This is a genomic window from Streptomyces sp. NPDC001568, assembly GCF_042893755.1.
GTDB lineage: Bacteria > Actinomycetota > Actinomycetes > Streptomycetales > Streptomycetaceae > Streptomyces.
On record NZ_JBIAVF010000023.1, the window covers coordinates 1 to 13,980 of the forward strand.

General features: G+C 72.8%; 15 protein-coding genes. 3 read left to right on the forward strand and 12 right to left on the reverse strand.

What is annotated here, in order from left to right:
* The 9 genes from ACFY0I_RS33380 to ACFY0I_RS33420 all read right to left on the reverse strand — a co-directional run.
* Positions 1 to 431, reverse strand: a 431-nt coding sequence (locus tag ACFY0I_RS33380; RefSeq protein WP_388902787.1) for a phosphoadenosine phosphosulfate reductase family protein, incomplete at its 3' end; no start/stop codon positions are given.
* A complete protein-coding gene (cysC, locus tag ACFY0I_RS33385) occupies positions 428 to 973 on the reverse strand; it encodes an adenylyl-sulfate kinase (protein WP_388902988.1) in 546 nt (181 codons plus the stop codon). The genes ACFY0I_RS33380 and cysC, both read right to left, overlap by 4 nt.
* A gap of 62 nt (positions 974 to 1,035) precedes the next feature.
* Entirely contained in the window at positions 1,036 to 1,737 is a 702-nt protein-coding gene (locus ACFY0I_RS33390) for a phosphoadenylyl-sulfate reductase (RefSeq protein ID WP_388902789.1), read from the reverse strand.
* Positions 1,734 to 1,913 carry a hypothetical protein gene (locus ACFY0I_RS33395; RefSeq protein ID WP_388902791.1) on the reverse strand — a complete coding sequence of 60 codons (180 nt, stop codon included), beginning with the start codon at positions 1,911 to 1,913 and terminating at the stop codon, positions 1,734 to 1,736. Before ACFY0I_RS33395 ends, ACFY0I_RS33390 begins: the two co-directional genes overlap by 4 nt.
* On the reverse strand, positions 1,910 to 3,616 hold the full coding sequence (locus ACFY0I_RS33400; RefSeq protein WP_388902794.1) for a nitrite/sulfite reductase: 1,707 nt from the start codon (positions 3,614 to 3,616) through the stop codon (positions 1,910 to 1,912). Before ACFY0I_RS33400 ends, ACFY0I_RS33395 begins: the two co-directional genes overlap by 4 nt.
* Positions 3,617 to 3,831: 215 nt before the next feature.
* Positions 3,832 to 3,915 (reverse strand): putative leader peptide, encoded by an 84-nt coding sequence (locus tag ACFY0I_RS33405; protein ID WP_309550570.1) that lies wholly within the window; start codon positions 3,913 to 3,915, stop codon positions 3,832 to 3,834.
* 309 nt (positions 3,916 to 4,224) lie between these two features.
* Complete coding sequence (locus tag ACFY0I_RS33410) at positions 4,225 to 4,788, reverse strand: GNAT family N-acetyltransferase (protein ID WP_388902796.1); 564 nt, start codon at positions 4,786 to 4,788, stop codon at positions 4,225 to 4,227.
* Between the two features lie 5 nt (positions 4,789 to 4,793).
* Positions 4,794 to 6,086: a GAF domain-containing protein gene (locus tag ACFY0I_RS33415; protein ID WP_388902991.1), complete on the reverse strand. Its 1,293-nt coding sequence runs from the start codon at positions 6,084 to 6,086 to the stop codon at positions 4,794 to 4,796.
* 404 nt (positions 6,087 to 6,490) lie between these two features.
* Positions 6,491 to 8,134, reverse strand: a complete 1,644-nt coding sequence (locus tag ACFY0I_RS33420; RefSeq protein WP_388902798.1) for an acyl-CoA dehydrogenase family protein — start codon at positions 8,132 to 8,134, stop codon at positions 6,491 to 6,493.
* 17 nt (positions 8,135 to 8,151) lie between these two features.
* Between ACFY0I_RS33420 and ACFY0I_RS33425 the strand changes: the two genes are divergently transcribed.
* Both ACFY0I_RS33425 and ACFY0I_RS33430 read left to right on the forward strand, forming a co-directional pair.
* The gene (locus ACFY0I_RS33425) at positions 8,152 to 9,267 is read left to right on the forward strand and encodes a YihY/virulence factor BrkB family protein (RefSeq protein ID WP_362878493.1); all 1,116 of its coding nucleotides are present in this window, start codon (positions 8,152 to 8,154) and stop codon (positions 9,265 to 9,267) included.
* A 30-nt stretch (positions 9,268 to 9,297) separates the two neighbouring features.
* On the forward strand, positions 9,298 to 10,059 hold the full coding sequence (locus tag ACFY0I_RS33430; RefSeq protein WP_388902801.1) for a helix-turn-helix domain-containing protein: 762 nt from the start codon (positions 9,298 to 9,300) through the stop codon (positions 10,057 to 10,059).
* Here ACFY0I_RS33430 and ACFY0I_RS33435 read toward each other — a convergent pair.
* A complete protein-coding gene (locus ACFY0I_RS33435) occupies positions 9,963 to 10,391 on the reverse strand; it encodes a VOC family protein (protein ID WP_388902802.1) in 429 nt (142 codons plus the stop codon). The two genes, ACFY0I_RS33430 and ACFY0I_RS33435, sit on opposite strands and share 97 nt — an antisense overlap.
* A gap of 665 nt (positions 10,392 to 11,056) precedes the next feature.
* Here ACFY0I_RS33435 and rsgA point away from each other — a divergent pair.
* On the forward strand, positions 11,057 to 12,163 hold the full coding sequence (gene rsgA, locus ACFY0I_RS33440) for a ribosome small subunit-dependent GTPase A (protein ID WP_388902804.1): 1,107 nt from the start codon (positions 11,057 to 11,059) through the stop codon (positions 12,161 to 12,163).
* Between the two features lie 320 nt (positions 12,164 to 12,483).
* Here the strand turns inward: rsgA and ACFY0I_RS33445 are convergent, their stop codons facing one another.
* The gene (locus tag ACFY0I_RS33445; RefSeq protein WP_388902806.1) at positions 12,484 to 12,963 is read right to left on the reverse strand and encodes a DUF456 domain-containing protein; all 480 of its coding nucleotides are present in this window, start codon (positions 12,961 to 12,963) and stop codon (positions 12,484 to 12,486) included.
* Positions 12,964 to 12,987: 24 nt separating this feature from the next.
* Positions 12,988 to 13,965 (reverse strand): helix-turn-helix domain-containing protein, encoded by a 978-nt coding sequence (locus tag ACFY0I_RS33450; protein WP_388902807.1) that lies wholly within the window; start codon positions 13,963 to 13,965, stop codon positions 12,988 to 12,990.
* Between the last annotated feature and the right edge of the window lie 15 nt (positions 13,966 to 13,980).

Below are 13,980 nucleotides of genomic sequence, written 5' to 3' on the forward strand. Positions count from 1 at the left end.
CCGAACACGGCGTCGAAGCCGAGCTGCTGGATGGCCTCGGTGAGGGGCAGGGTTTGCAGCGGGTTGCGGGTGCCGTCGGGGCGTTCGCGGAGCTTCCCGGCGTCGATGTAGTCCTGGACGGAGGCGACGTGCAGCCGCAGTCCGTGCTGTTCGACGGTGCGGTCGCGGTACTCCAGGACCTCGGGGAAGTTGTGCCCGGTGTCGACGTGCAGGAGCGTGAACGGCACCGGCGCCGGCGCGAACGCCTTCAACGCCAGGTGCAGCATGACGATGGAGTCCTTGCCGCCGGAGAACAGGACCACCGGCTTCTCGAACTCCCCCGCGACCTCGCGGAAGATGTGCACGGCCTCGGATTCGAGGGCGTCCAGGTGCGACAGCGCGTAGGGCGCGTCGGAGCCGGAATCGGTGTGCAGGTGCGCGGCGGTGGTCATGCCAGACCCCTCTCGGTGAGCAGCGCGTGCAGGGCCGAAGCCGACTCCCGCACGGTCTGCGTGTGCGACTCGATACGGAGGTCCGGGGACCGCGGGGCCTCGTACGGGTCGTCGACCCCGGTCAGACCGGAGATCTCGCCCGCCGCCTGCTTGGCGTACAGGCCCTTCACATCACGCTCGGAGCACACCTCGACCGGAGTGGCCACATGGACCTCCAGATACGCGGTGCCCTCGACGGCGTGCCGCTTGCGGACGGCCTCACGACTGTCCGCGAACGGAGCGATCACCGGCACGAGCGCCTTCACCCCGTTGCTCGCCAACAGCTCGGCGACGAAGCCGATCCGCTGCACGTTGGTGTGCCGGTCCTCCCGGGAGAACCCCAGACCGGCGGAGAGGAACTCGCGGATCTCGTCACCGTCGAGGACCTCCACCCGGTGACCCTCCCCGCGCAGCCGCTCGGCCAACGCGAGGGCGATGGTGGTCTTCCCCGCGCTGGGCAGCCCGGTCAGCCACACGGTGGCGCCCTGGTCGCTCACGCTCATCCGGTCCTTCTCCATCGGTTCCGTGGTGTTCATGGTGTTCGTGGTGTTCGTGGTGTCCGTCATCAGCCGTGCAACCCGCACTCGGTCTTGCCCAGACCCGCCCACCGGCCCGACCGGGCGTCCTCGCCCTCCGCGACCCGACGGGTGCACGGGGCACAACCGACCGAGGCGTAGCCGTCCATCAGCAGCGGGTTGGTGAGTACGCCGTGCTCGGCGACGTAGGCCTCCACGTCCTCCTGCGTCCAGCGGGCGATCGGCGAGACCTTGACCTTGCGCCGCTTCTCGTCCCACCCGACCACCGGGGTGTTCGCCCGGGTCGGGGACTCGTCACGACGCAACCCCGTCGCCCACGCCGCGTACCCGGTCAGGCCCTCTTCCAGGGGCTTGACCTTCCGCAGCGCGCAGCAGCGGTCCGGATCCCGGTCGTGCAGCCGCGGACCGTACTCGGCGTCCTGCTCCGCGACGCTCTGCCGCGGGGTGAGCGTGATGACGTTGACGTCCATCACCGCCTCCACCGCGTCCCGCGTCCCGATGGTCTCCTCGAAGTGGTAACCCGTGTCGAGGAACACCACGTCCACGCCGGGGCGGACCCGGGAGGCGAGGTGGGCGACCACCGCGTCCTCCATGGAGGAGGTGACGGCGAACTTCTCACCGAAGGTGTCGGCCGCCCAGCGCAGGATGTCCAGTGCGGAGGCGTCCTCCAGTTCCCGGCCCGCCCGCTCGGCCAGTTCCTTCAGGTTCGACGTTTCCTGAACCGTCGTCATATCTCGTCCCCTCCAGCGGTGTTGGACTGAACACCCCGGGACAGCAGCCCGAGGTACTTCAGCTGGAAGGCTCGGTTGCAGGCCCTGCATTCCCACGCGCCGTGACCGGTCTCGTTGGGGAACAGGTCCTCGTCACCGCAGTACGGGCAGTAGAACGGGGCCGCGCGCTCGCTCATGACAGGGCCTCGTCGTCGGCGCGGGTGACCCAGGCGGCGAAGCGCTCGCCGTCCTCGCGCTGCTCCTGGAAGCGCGTGACGACCCGCTCGACGTAGTCGGGCAGACCCGCCGAAGTGACCTTGAGGCCGCGGACCTTGCGGCCGAAGCCGGCCTCCAGGCCGAGCGCGCCGCCCAGGTGGACCTGGTAGCCCTCCACCTGGTTGCCGTCGTCGTCCAGGACGAGCTGGCCCTTGAGGCCGATGTCCGCGACCTGGATGCGGGCGCAGGCGTTCGGGCAGCCGTTGATGTTGATGGTGAGCGGCTCGGCGAAGTCCGGCAGGCGGCGCTCCAGTTCGTCGATCAGCGAGGCGCCGCGCGCCTTCGTCTCGACGATGGCCAGCTTGCAGAACTCGATGCCGGTGCACGCCATGGTGCCGCGCCGGAACGGGGAGGGCTTGACCCGCAGATCGAGCGACTCCAGGGCGGCGACCACCGAGTCGACCTGGTCGGCCTCGATGTCGAGGACCACCATCTTCTGCTCGGCGGTGGTGCGCAGCCGGCCCGAACCGTGCTGCTCGGCCACGTCCGCGATCTTGGTCAGGGTGGCGCCGTCCACGCGGCCCACGCGGGGCGCGAAGCCGACGTAGAAGCGGCCGTCGTTCTGCTGGTGGACGCCGACGTGGTCGCGCCACTGGCCGGAGGGCTGCTCGGGCGCGGGGCCATCCGTCAGCTCGCGCTTGAGGTACTCGTCCTGGAGGACCTGGCGGAACTTGGCCGGACCCCAGTCGGCGACGAGGAACTTCAGGCGGGCGCGGTTGCGCAGCCGGCGGTAGCCGTAGTCGCGGAAGATCGAGATGACGCCCTCGTAGACGTCCGGGACCTCGTCCAGCGAGACCCAGGTGCCCAGGCGCACACCGAGCTTGGGGTTGGTGGAGAGGCCGCCGCCGACCCAGACGTCGAAGCCGGGGCCGTGCTCGGGGTGGTTCACGCCGACGAAGGCGATGTCGTTGATCTCGTGCGCCACGTCGAGCAGCGGCGAACCGGAGATCGCGGACTTGAACTTGCGGGGCAGGTTCGAGAAGTCGGGGTTGCCGACGATGCGGCGGTAGATCTCGTCGATGGCGGGCGTGCCGTCGATGATCTCGTCCTGGGCGATGCCGGCCACGGGCGAACCGAGGATGACGCGGGGCGTGTCACCGCAGGCCTCGGTGGTGGACAGGCCGACGGCCTCCAGGCGGCGCCAGATCTCGGGGACGTCCTCGATCCGGATCCAGTGGTACTGCACGTTCTGGCGGTCGGTGAGGTCCGCGGTGCCGCGCGCGAACTCCTCGGAGATCTCGCCGATGACGCGCAGCTGCTCGGTGGTCAGCCGGCCGCCGTCGATTCGCACGCGCAGCATGAAGTACTTGTCGTCCAGCTCCTCCGGCTCCAGGATCGCGGTCTTGCCGCCGTCGATCCCGGGCTTGCGCTGGGTGTAGAGGCCCCACCAGCGCATGCGGCCGCGCAGGTCGTTGGGGTCGATCGAGTCGAAGCCGGCCTTGGAGTAGATCGTCTCAATGCGCGTCCGCACGTTGAGACCGTCGTCGTCCTTCTTGAACTGCTCGTTGCCGTTGAGGGGCGTGTGGTGTCCGACGGCCCACTGACCCTCGCCGCGGTGACGGCCGGTCTTGCGGCGCGCTGCGGCTGCGGGGGCGGCTGCGGGCGTTTCGGGGGTGGCGGCCATGGCGGTACGTCCTTCTTCGGCGGCTCAGGGCAAGGGCAGGGGAGGTGACGGTGCGCCCCTGTCAGACCGGCGACGCTGAGCAGGTGTGGCCGAAATGCCGCCTTCGGCCGGGTTTGCCGGCAGGCAGGTGCGGTCTTCGGCCTTCAGGGGGCTTACGTGGTCGACGCGTCCGCTTCAGTGGGGACGACGTCGACGCGCGGCGGTGGCTGGTTCCGTCAGCTCGCCGGACAGATGGCGCTGGACATGCGGCCGAGGTCGACGTGCCGCCGACTCACCAAGGCAATTCCAGCTCCATTCATGGCGGAAGCGTGTCATGCACCGATTGGAGGAGTCCACTACTGTCCATCATGCGGACGAACTCGTCCCGAATCGTGGGATGCGGTGACCGGGGTCACGTCCCGGGGTGCTCCACGGCCGCCGGCGGCGGGGGCGGGAGGGGCCCGCGGAGCGGCTGTTTCCGGCCCGGCCGGGGGAGTCACGGCGGGCGGGTCCGGCCGGTGGGCCGGGGGGCGGTCCGGCCGGTCCGGCAGGCCGGTCAGGGCCTGCGGGGGGTGTCGCGGAGGAGGCGGCGGCCCGAGGCGTGCGTCCCGGCCGCCGGTGCCGGACGGTTACGCGCCGGGCCAGGGGCCCGGGGTGGGGCCGTCCTGCTTCTCCTCGGTCTCGGTGCGGAAGACCTTGAAGCCGCGCCGCTGGTAGTTGTCCATCGCGGTCGGGCCGTCCTGGCTACAGGTGTGCACCCAGACGCGCCGCGTGGGCTCCCGGTCAGGCCAGCGGGACGCGAGGTCCCAGGCGCGGGCCACCCCGACCGTCAGCAGGTGCCCGCCGATGCGGCGGCCCCGGAAGTCGGGCAGCAACCCGAAGTACATGATCTCCACCACGCCGTCGGGCTGCGGATCCAGCTCGACGTACCCCGCCGGGGTGCCCCGCTCGTACGCGACCCACGTCTCCACGCCGGGCCGCTCCAACTGCTCCACCCACTGCGCACGGGTCAGCGACAGCCGGTCCGTCCAGTGGATGTCGCCGCCCACCGAGGCGTACAGGAAGCGGCTGAACTCGGGCGAGGGGACCTCCGCCCGCTCGACGCGGACCTCGGGGCCGGGCACGGCCGCCGGGACCAGGTCACCGGGCGCGGTCATTTCGAGGGACCAGGTGGTCAGGGTGATGGTGCTCATGCCGTTCAGGGAACCACATCCCCCGCCGGACCCACCGGGGTGCCCCAGCCGCCGGCGCCGCCCTGCCGGGCCCGGACCACGGCGGGCGCGGTGGAGTGGGGGAGCAGCTCCGCCGGATCCCGCGGTCGGACCAGCTCCACCTCCACGTCCTCCGCGAAACGGTACGGCCGGTGCGTGAGCACCCCCGCGAGGTGGCGGCGGACCCGCGAGAGCTCGGCCCGGACCGTCACCGTGCGCGTGGGATCCCCGAACAGTTCCGCCGCCAGTTCCGCCGCCGAGCGCCCGCGCGGGGTCTCCGCCAGCAGGAACAGCAGCTCCGCGTGGCGCGGGCTCAGCTCCTGGGACCAGCTGCCGGCGGCCCCGTACACGGTCGCCGACCAGGAACGCGGCCGGCTCAGGTCCAGCACGACGCGGCTCACCGGGGCGGCGGCCGCGCGCGGCTCCGCGATCCGCAGCAGCCAGCCGCCGGGCAGCGGCTCCGCCACGCAGTCGCCCAGCTGTGGCAGCCACACGCGGCCCGGGCCGAGGGCCTTGGGCAGCGGTATCCGGTCCGCCGGCGCGAGGCCCACGACCGCGGCCGTCCAGCCGTGCGGGTCCACGGCGAGCGCCCGGCCGGGCAGCCGGGCCAGTAGCGGGGCCGCGACCGCCCTCAGCCGCTCCAGCGACTCCAGGTGCCGGACCCGCAGCTCGCGCTCGGCGAGGCGGGCCACGGAGCCGACCCACGCCAGGGTGGCCGGGTGCATGGTGGCCAGCGGCCCGCTCACGTCGACGACGCCCAGCAGCTGCCCGTCCCGGGGATCGCGTACGGGGGCGCCCGCGCAGGTCCAGTCGTGGTGGCTGGAGACGAAGTGCTCGGCGGAGAAGACCTGCACCGGACGCCGGACCACCAGCGCGGTGCCCACCCCGTTGGTCCCGACGACCGCCTCTGCCCAGTCGGCCCCCACCGCGAACCCGAGCCGGTCCGCCTTGCGCAGGATCGAGGCGTGCCCCTCCCGCCACAGCAGCCGGCCGTCCGCGTCGGCGACGACCATGATGTGCAGGGCCTCGTCCAGCGCGGGGAGCAACCCCTCGCGGAGCACCGGCAGGAGATCGCGCAGCGGCGAGGCCTGCCGCCGCTCCTCCGTCTCGGCGGCGGACAGCACGCGCGAGCGGGCGTCCCGGTCGGGGTGCACCCCGCCGGCCAGCATCCGCCTCCAGGATTCGGCGATCTCAGGGCGCGGGGCGGCGGGCGGGCGTTCCCCGGCCAGCGCGGCGGCCCGCACCCCCTTCAGCAGGCGCGCGGCGTCACGCGCGTCCATGGCCGAGATGCGTGCCACGTCGACCGTGCCGCCTGCGGTGTTGGCCACCGGAACCTCCCCGTGCTGAACAGGACGTACTGCGGGAGCCGCCCGACCCGCGCACGTGGCCTTCCCCGGGCACGTGCGGCGGGCGCCTTCCGAACCGAGGGTTGCAACGGTATGCAACTCTCGCCAAGCCCCTGTCACCCGACCGAAACTATCGGCACGCCGCCGAGCGGCGTGACAGCTCCTTCCTCGGGGCTTCTCGGATCAGGGGTGGTGCCGAGTCGGCGCGGCGCCACCCCCGATCCCACCTCCACGGGCCCGGATCCCGGTGCTGCGCGGTTTGGGGACCGCTCCCAGCCCGTGGTCCGCGCCCGTGCCGGCGGCTCCCGGCCGCATCCCCGCGACCGGGGCGGCGCCCGTCAGAGCGCGATCCGCGCCCGCTCCACCACCGACGCCAGGTCCAGGCTGTGCGGCAGCGTCCCGAAGGCCGCGCCCCAGTCCCCGCCGAGCCGCGAGGCGCAGAACGCGTCCGCCACCTCCGGCGGAGCCCACCTGACCAGCAGGGACCCCTGCAACACCAGGGCCATCCGCTCCACGACCCGACGGGCCCGGGCCTCGATGCCGTCGAGGTCGGCCAGCTCGGTGAGCAGATTCTTGATCGCGGCGTCCAGCCGGTGGTCGGCGCCCCGGGCGAGCCCGACCTCCTGGAGGAACGCGTTCAGGGCCATCGGCTCCCGCTGCAGGGCCCGCAGCACGTCCAGGGCCTGCACGTTGCCGGAGCCCTCCCAGATCGAGTTGAGGGGGGACTCGCGCAACAGCCGCGGCAGTCCGGATTCCTCCACGTAGCCGTTGCCGCCCAAACACTCCAGGGCCTCGGCGACCATCGGCGTACACCGCTTGGTCACCCAGTACTTCGCGGCGGGCACCGCGAGGCGCAGGAACGCCTTCTCCTGCTCGGTGTCGGCGTCGTACGCCGCTGCCAGGCGCAGGGTCAACACGGTCGCCGCCTCGGACTCCAGGGCGAGGTCGGCGAGCACGTTGCGCATCAGCGGCTGGTCGACGAGCGGTGCTCCGAAAGCAGAGCGGTGCTCCGCGTGGTGGACGGCCTGGGACAGGGCCTGTCGCATCAGGGACGCCGAGCCGATCACGCAGTCCAGCCGGGTCGCCGCGACCATCTCGATGATCGTGCGCACCCCCCGGCCCTCCTCGCCCACCCGCCGCGCCCAGGTCCCGTCGAACTCGACCTCGCTCGACGCGTTCGACCGGTTCCCCAGCTTGTCCTTCAGCCGCTGGATCGCGAACACGTTGCGGGTGTCGTCCGGCAGCACCCGGGGCACCAGGAAGCAGGTCAGCCCGCCCGGCGCCTGCGCCAGGACCAGGAACCCGTCGGACATGGGCGCCGAGCAGAACCACTTGTGGCCCGTCAGGAGGTACTCCCCGGAGGCGTCGAGCGGCACCGCCGCCGTCGTGTTCGCCCGTACGTCGCTGCCCCCCTGCTTCTCCGTCATTCCCATCCCGAAGAGCACGCCGCCCTTGCGCGCCGCCGGGCGCAGGCCCTCCTCGTACACGTGCGAGGTCAGCCGCGGCTCCCATTCGGCGGCCAGCTCCGGATCCGTGCGCAGCGCCGGGACCGCGGCGTGCGTCATCGAGACCGGGCAGCCGTGCCCCGCCTCGGCCTGCGACCACACGAAGAACCCGGCCGCGCGACGCAGGTGTCCCGCGGGCCGGCCCCATGCGTCGGTGAGCCCCGAGGTCACCGCGTGGCCGAGCAGCCGGTGCCAGGCGGGGTGGAACTCCACCTCGTCGATCCGGTTCCCGTACCGGTCGTGCGTCCGCAACTTCGGCGGACATTCGTTCGCCCGCGTCCCCCAGTCCTGCGCCTGGGCGGAGCCCGCGGCGCGCCCGAGCGTCGTGAGCTCCTCCCTTACCTCGTCGAGGAGTTCGGGGGCCGCGTCGGCGAGGTGCCGTTCCACGCCCTCCGTGAGGGCCCGGTCGCCGAGGTAGACCTCGTGGCCCACCAGGGGCGGGGCCTGGTTGCTGACTGTGTGGGTGGTGGCTGCCATGCGGATACCGTAAGGACGTGCAGCCAGCAAAAGAAACACCCGAGCGGATCCCAGGACGGCTCCACCGGGCCCGCGCCCTCTATCGCAACGTCTCGAAGCGGAAGATGGCCTGGCTGCTGCTGAAGGACACCGTCAACTCGTGCATCGAGTACCGGATCCTCGGACTGGCCGCCGAAGCGGCCTTCTTCACACTGCTGTCGCTGCCGCCGCTCTTCCTCGGTCTGCTCGGTCTGCTCGGTTACGTCGACGGCTGGACCGACACCCAGTCCGTGCAGAGCATCGAGGAGAACATCCTGCGCGCGGTCGGCACGATCCTGTCCGACCGGGGCGTCAACGACGTCGCCAAACCCATGCTCGACGACGTCACCAGCCGTGGCCGGCCCGACCTGATCTCCCTCGGTTTCGCCTTCGCCCTGTGGTCGGGATCGCGCGCCGTCAACGTCTTCATCGACACCATCACCGTCATGTACGGCCTCGACGGGCACCGCGGCATCGTCAAGACCCGGCTCCTCGCCTTCCTCCTCTACATCATCGCCCTGTTGATCGGCGCGATCGTGCTGCCGCTGATGGTCGTCGGACCCGACGCCGTCGTCCGGCTGCTGCCCTGGAGCACGGAGGTCATCGCGGTGCTGTACTGGCCGACGGTCACCCTGCTCTCCATCGCCTTCCTGACCACCCTCTACCACGTCTCCGTCCCGGTGCGCTCGCCGTGGATCGAGGACGTGCCGGGCGCGCTCGTCGCCCTCGCGATGTGGGTGCTGGGGTCCTTCCTGCTGCGGATCTACCTGACCAACACCGTGGAGGGGCCCACGATCTACGGGTCGCTCGCCGCGCCCGTGGCGATCCTGCTGTGGATCGGCATCTCCGCGTTCGCCGTGCTCGTCGGAGCGGCCGTCAACGCCGCGATCGACCGCGTCTGGCCCTCGGTGGCCACCGCCGCGGCCCGGGAGGCCAACGAGCGGGTCCGCGAGGCGGAGGCCGCCCAGTTGGTCGCCCGGGCCGCCGCCTGGCGGGCCCTGGCCGAGGGGGAGTCCGAGGACGACGAGGACGCCGGCATGCCCTCCGAGTTCCCCGAACGCTGGTCCAAGTTCCTGCCGCCGGAGGACTACACCTCCCGGCTCCGCAAGCACTGAGGCCCGGCGCGGGCCGGCTAACCTGGCGGTATGTACGAGGAGACGCCGTCCGCGGTCGTGCCCGGAGCCGTCGTGTGGCGGGCCCGCGGGGCCGGTTCCGTGGTGGTGCCCGACGGCTGCATGGACCTGCTGTGGGTCGGCGGCCGCCTCCTGGTCGCCGGGCCCGACACCGGACCGCACCCCGCCGGGGAGGTCCCCGGTGACGCCTTCGCCGGACTGCGCCTGGCCCCCGGCACCGCGCCCGCACTGCTCGGGGTACCGGCCCACGAGCTGCGCGACCGGCGGGTCGAGCTGGCCGGGCTGTGGCCCGGCGCCGAGGTGCGCCGCCTCACCGAACGGATCGGGGCGTACGAGGACCCCCGTACGGGCCTCGAGGAGCTGGCCCGGGTCCGGGCCGCGGCCGTCGGGCCCCCCGATCCCCTCGTCGCCGAGGTGACGGCCCGCCTCCGGGCCGGGGAATCGGTCGCCGGGATCGCCGGGGCGGTCGGCCTGGGGGAACGGCAGCTGCGCCGGCGCTCCCTCGACGCCTTCGGGTACGGCCCCCGCACCCTCGGCCGGGTGCTGCGCCTCCAACGGGCCCTGACCCTGGTCCGGCGCGGCCTGCCCCCGGCACGGGTGGCCGCCCTGACCGGGTACGCCGACCAGGCCCACCTCGCCCGGGAGGTGCGGGCGCTGGCCGGAACGACCCCGGGGGCCTACGCGGCCGGGTCGGAGGGCGCGGCCGGGTCGGAGGGGTCCGAGGGGGCGAACAGCGAGATCCCGGAGCCGTCCGGGTCGAGCACCACCGCGTAGCGCTGCCCCCAGAACGCGTCCCAGGGCTTCATGTGTCCCTCGTGGCCCGCGCCGGTCAGCTCGGCGTACAGCGCGTCCACCTCGGCCGGGGAATCGCACAGGAAGGCCAGTTCCACCCGGTTGCCGCCGGCCGGGCGGGTCCAGGAGGGGTCGATGCCGCGGATGGACTCCTCCGTGTCCCAGGCGATCCGCGGCCCCCCGGGGAGGGCGGTCTCGACGTGCGGTTGCTCCTCGGAGCCGGCCGGTACGTCCAGACCGAGACGACGGTAGAAGGCGAGGGAGGCGGCCATGTCGGAGACGACGATGCCGATCATGTCGAGTCGTGGAGTCATGGCAGCAGGCTAGGCAGTTGCGACGGCCGGCGTCTTGAAAGAAACGGACATCGCCGCTGCGCCGCCACCCGGCATCAAGGACGCGTAAAGACTGCCGGGATCCGGCAATGCGGCCACCGGATCGGCCGGGGCACACTCGGTTCTGTCAACGGGGGGCGGCATCCACGGATGCCGGGAGACGGAAGGGGGAGGCGATGGCGGAGTTCTCGACCGCGGGGTTCGCCTTCCCCACCGTTTCGTTCACCTTCGCCCTCGGCGTGATCATCGCCCACTGGCCGTGCGTCCGCCTCGGCGCCGCCGCTTGCGGATCCCGGACATGCGGGCCGGCCGTCGTGGAGACGGCGATCCGGGGGGCGCGACCGGGGGCGCGACCGAGGGGGCGGCGCGGGGGCGGGTGGGGCGCGGGGTGGGGTCCGCGATCCGCGGATAAAGAGGTGGCGGGGTCGGCGGGGCGCTTGTTACCGTGAACCCGTTCCCGCCGACCGGTGCGGAACCGCAGCGTGTAGTCGATCCGGAGGTGAGTTCATTGATGACCGTCATGGCGCAGGGCCCTGCCCGCACTCAGAAGACCATCAATGTCACCTCCGTGGTCTCCGGCTGACCTCACACCACTTTCGCGCGCCGACGAGCGCACGCTGCCGGGGCCACCCTGTGAAGGGTTCCCCTTGACTTCCTCTTCTTTCCCGCAGGCCTCCCTCGCGCACGCCCTCACCCCCTTCGGGTGGGACGACGCCTGGGCCGCCGCCTTCGCCCCGTACGCCGCCCAGGGACTCGTCCCCGGTCGCGTCGTCCGGGTCGACCGCGGCCAGTGCGACGTCGTCACCGCGGACGGCACCGTCCGCGCCGACACCGCCTTCGTCACCCCCCACGACCCGCTCCGGGTCATCTGCACCGGCGACTGGGCCGCCGTCGAGGCGGCCGGAAACCCGCGCTACGTGAAGGCGTACCTGCCGCGCCGGACCGCGTTCGTGCGCTCCACGTCCTCGCAGCGCTCCGAGGGGCAGATCCTCGCCGCCAACGTCGACCACGCGGTCATCGCGGTGTCGCTGGCCGTCGAACTCGACCTGGGCCGCGTCGAGCGCTTCCTCGCGCTGGCGTGGGAGTCCGGGGCGCAGCCGTTGGTCGTCCTCACCAAGGCCGACCTGGTCCCGGACCCGGTGACCCTCGCCCACCTGGTCGAGGACGTGGAAACCGCCGCGCCGGGGGTTCAGGTGCTCACCGTCTCCTCGCTCAACGGGGACGGCACCGACGTGCTCGGCGCGATCGTCGCCGAGGGCACGAGCGTGCTGCTGGGCGTTTCCGGCGCGGGCAAGTCCACGCTGGCGAACGCGCTGCTCGGCGCGGAGGTCATGGAGGTCCAGGCCACGCGTGACATCGACGGCAAAGGCCGGCACACCACGACCACCCGCAACCTGCTCGTCCTGCCGGGCGGGGGCGTCCTCATCGACACCCCCGGGCTGCGGGGCGTCGGGCTGTTCGACGCGGAGGTGGGGGTCGGGCAGGTCTTCTCGGAGATCGAGGACTACGCCGCCGGATGTCGCTTCCACGACTGCGCGCATGAGGCGGAGCCGGGGTGCGGGGTGCTGGCCGCACTGGAGTCGGGGGCGCTGTCGGAGCGGCGGCTGGAGAGCTACCGCAAGCTGCTGCGCGAGAACCAGCGCATCGTGGCGAAGACGGACGCGCGGCTGCGGTCGGAGATCCGCCGCGACTGGCGGCTGAAATCGGCGGAGGGCCGAGCCAACTACGCGGCGAAGCGCAACGGTCGGGCCTGACCCTCCCCTGGCCGGGGTTTCACGTGTGGGCCCCGGCGGCTGGTGGGGGCGGGTGGGGTCGGGGTCGGGGACGGGGTGGGGTGTCGTCCGGGACGGGCATGATTTATGGCGCCCTGTCCCGGGCTGCGTCGGTGGGGCGGGAGTGGGCGCCAACAAATCACGTTTTAGTCCCTGACGACACCCCACCCCGTCCCCGACCCCGACCTGCGCGCAGCCCCGCCCTGTTCCGGCCCCGTCGGTGTTCGAGGCGTGGGGTTCGGGGTGGAGGGGCAGGGGCTCGGGCCCGTTGGTCCAGCGGCGGACCGGCTCCGTAGGCGGGGTTACGTCAGGGTGGCGGTGAGCCAGGCGGCTGTGATCAGGAGGCAGGCGAGGAGTTCCAGCAGGACGCTCGTTCCCGCGGCCCGCATCACGGTGCGGGTGGCCGCCCACGCCGCCCCGTGCGTACCGAGCCGGCGGCGTTCGTACAGGTAGACGCCGCCCATGAAACCGGGCACCGCACCCACCACCGGGACGACGATGAAGCCCAGCACCGCGCCGCCGCCCGCGCAGGCCGCCATCGCCGGCGTGACGCCCAGGCCCTGGATCCGCCGGGGCGGCAGCAGCCACTTCACGACCTGCACCACCAACAGCAGGCCCGTCGCCGAGGCGAGGAGCACCCACGCCGGCCCCGACCGCACGTGCAACGCCCACCACAGCACGCCGGCCCAGACCAGCCAGGTTCCCGGGACGCCCGGGACCATCACCCCGAGCACCCCGAGCAGGAGCACCAGCCCCACCAGGACCAGCTGAGGCAGCTCCATCTGCTCAGGGTGACCGACGGGGGGCTATCGGGCCACCCAGCCCCGTTCGTGGGCGTGCCAGCCGAGCTGGAGCCGGGTCGTGACGCCCGCCAGCTCCATGAGGCCCTTCACCCGCCGCTGCACGGTCCGCAGCCCCAGTTCCAGGTGCTTGGCGACGCTCGCGTCCGTCATACCGGCCAGGAGGAGGGAGAGGATCTCCAGGTCGGTGGTGTCGGGGCCGCCGTCCCCCTCCTCCGCGTAGCCCGTCGAACCCAGCCGCAGCGGCAGCGACTCCCGCCACACCGCCTCGAACAGGCCGAGCAGGGATTCCAGCAGCCCCGAGGCGTGGACGACGAGGGCCGCCGGCTCCGCGCCCCCTGCGGTCAGCGGGACCATCGCCAGCGTCCGGTCGGCGATCACCAGCTTCGTCGGGACCTCGCCCGTCACCCGGATGCGTTCGCCGCGCGCCAGGGCCGTCGACGCCTCCCGGATGCCCGTCGGCAGCGTCAGTACCTGGCGTTCGATCACGACCCGGTACTCCACGCCGCGCACGGAGGCCCGTTCCTCGGCCTCGTTCTCCGTGCCCGTCACGACCTGGGGGCGGCCACTGACGAGCGCGCACACCTCCTCCGTCGCCCCCAACTGGAGCTGGTGGAAGCGGTGCGCCACCGCGCCGGCCCCCGTCACCACCTCCACCAGGTCGTGCACGGCCATCTCGCCCGCCTCGGCCCGGTACTCCTCCGCGAGCAGTACCGCCGCCAGCTCCGCCTGCTCCAGCTCGTGCCGCTGCTGGGTCAGGAGCGCGCCCAGCGCCACCCCGGGCGGCGCCGCCACCCACCGTCCGGGCCGCGCCGAGGACTGGGCGGCCAGCCCCTGGCGCTCCAGGTGCCGCAGCGCCCGCTCGGTCTGCGGCACCGGCAGCGTCAGCCGGTGCGCGAGATCGGGCACCTCCGCCGCGCCGAGTGCCACCAGCGCGCGGTACGCCGACTCCTGCCCCTCGTCCAGACCTATCGCACCCAGCAACCCGTCCACCCCACT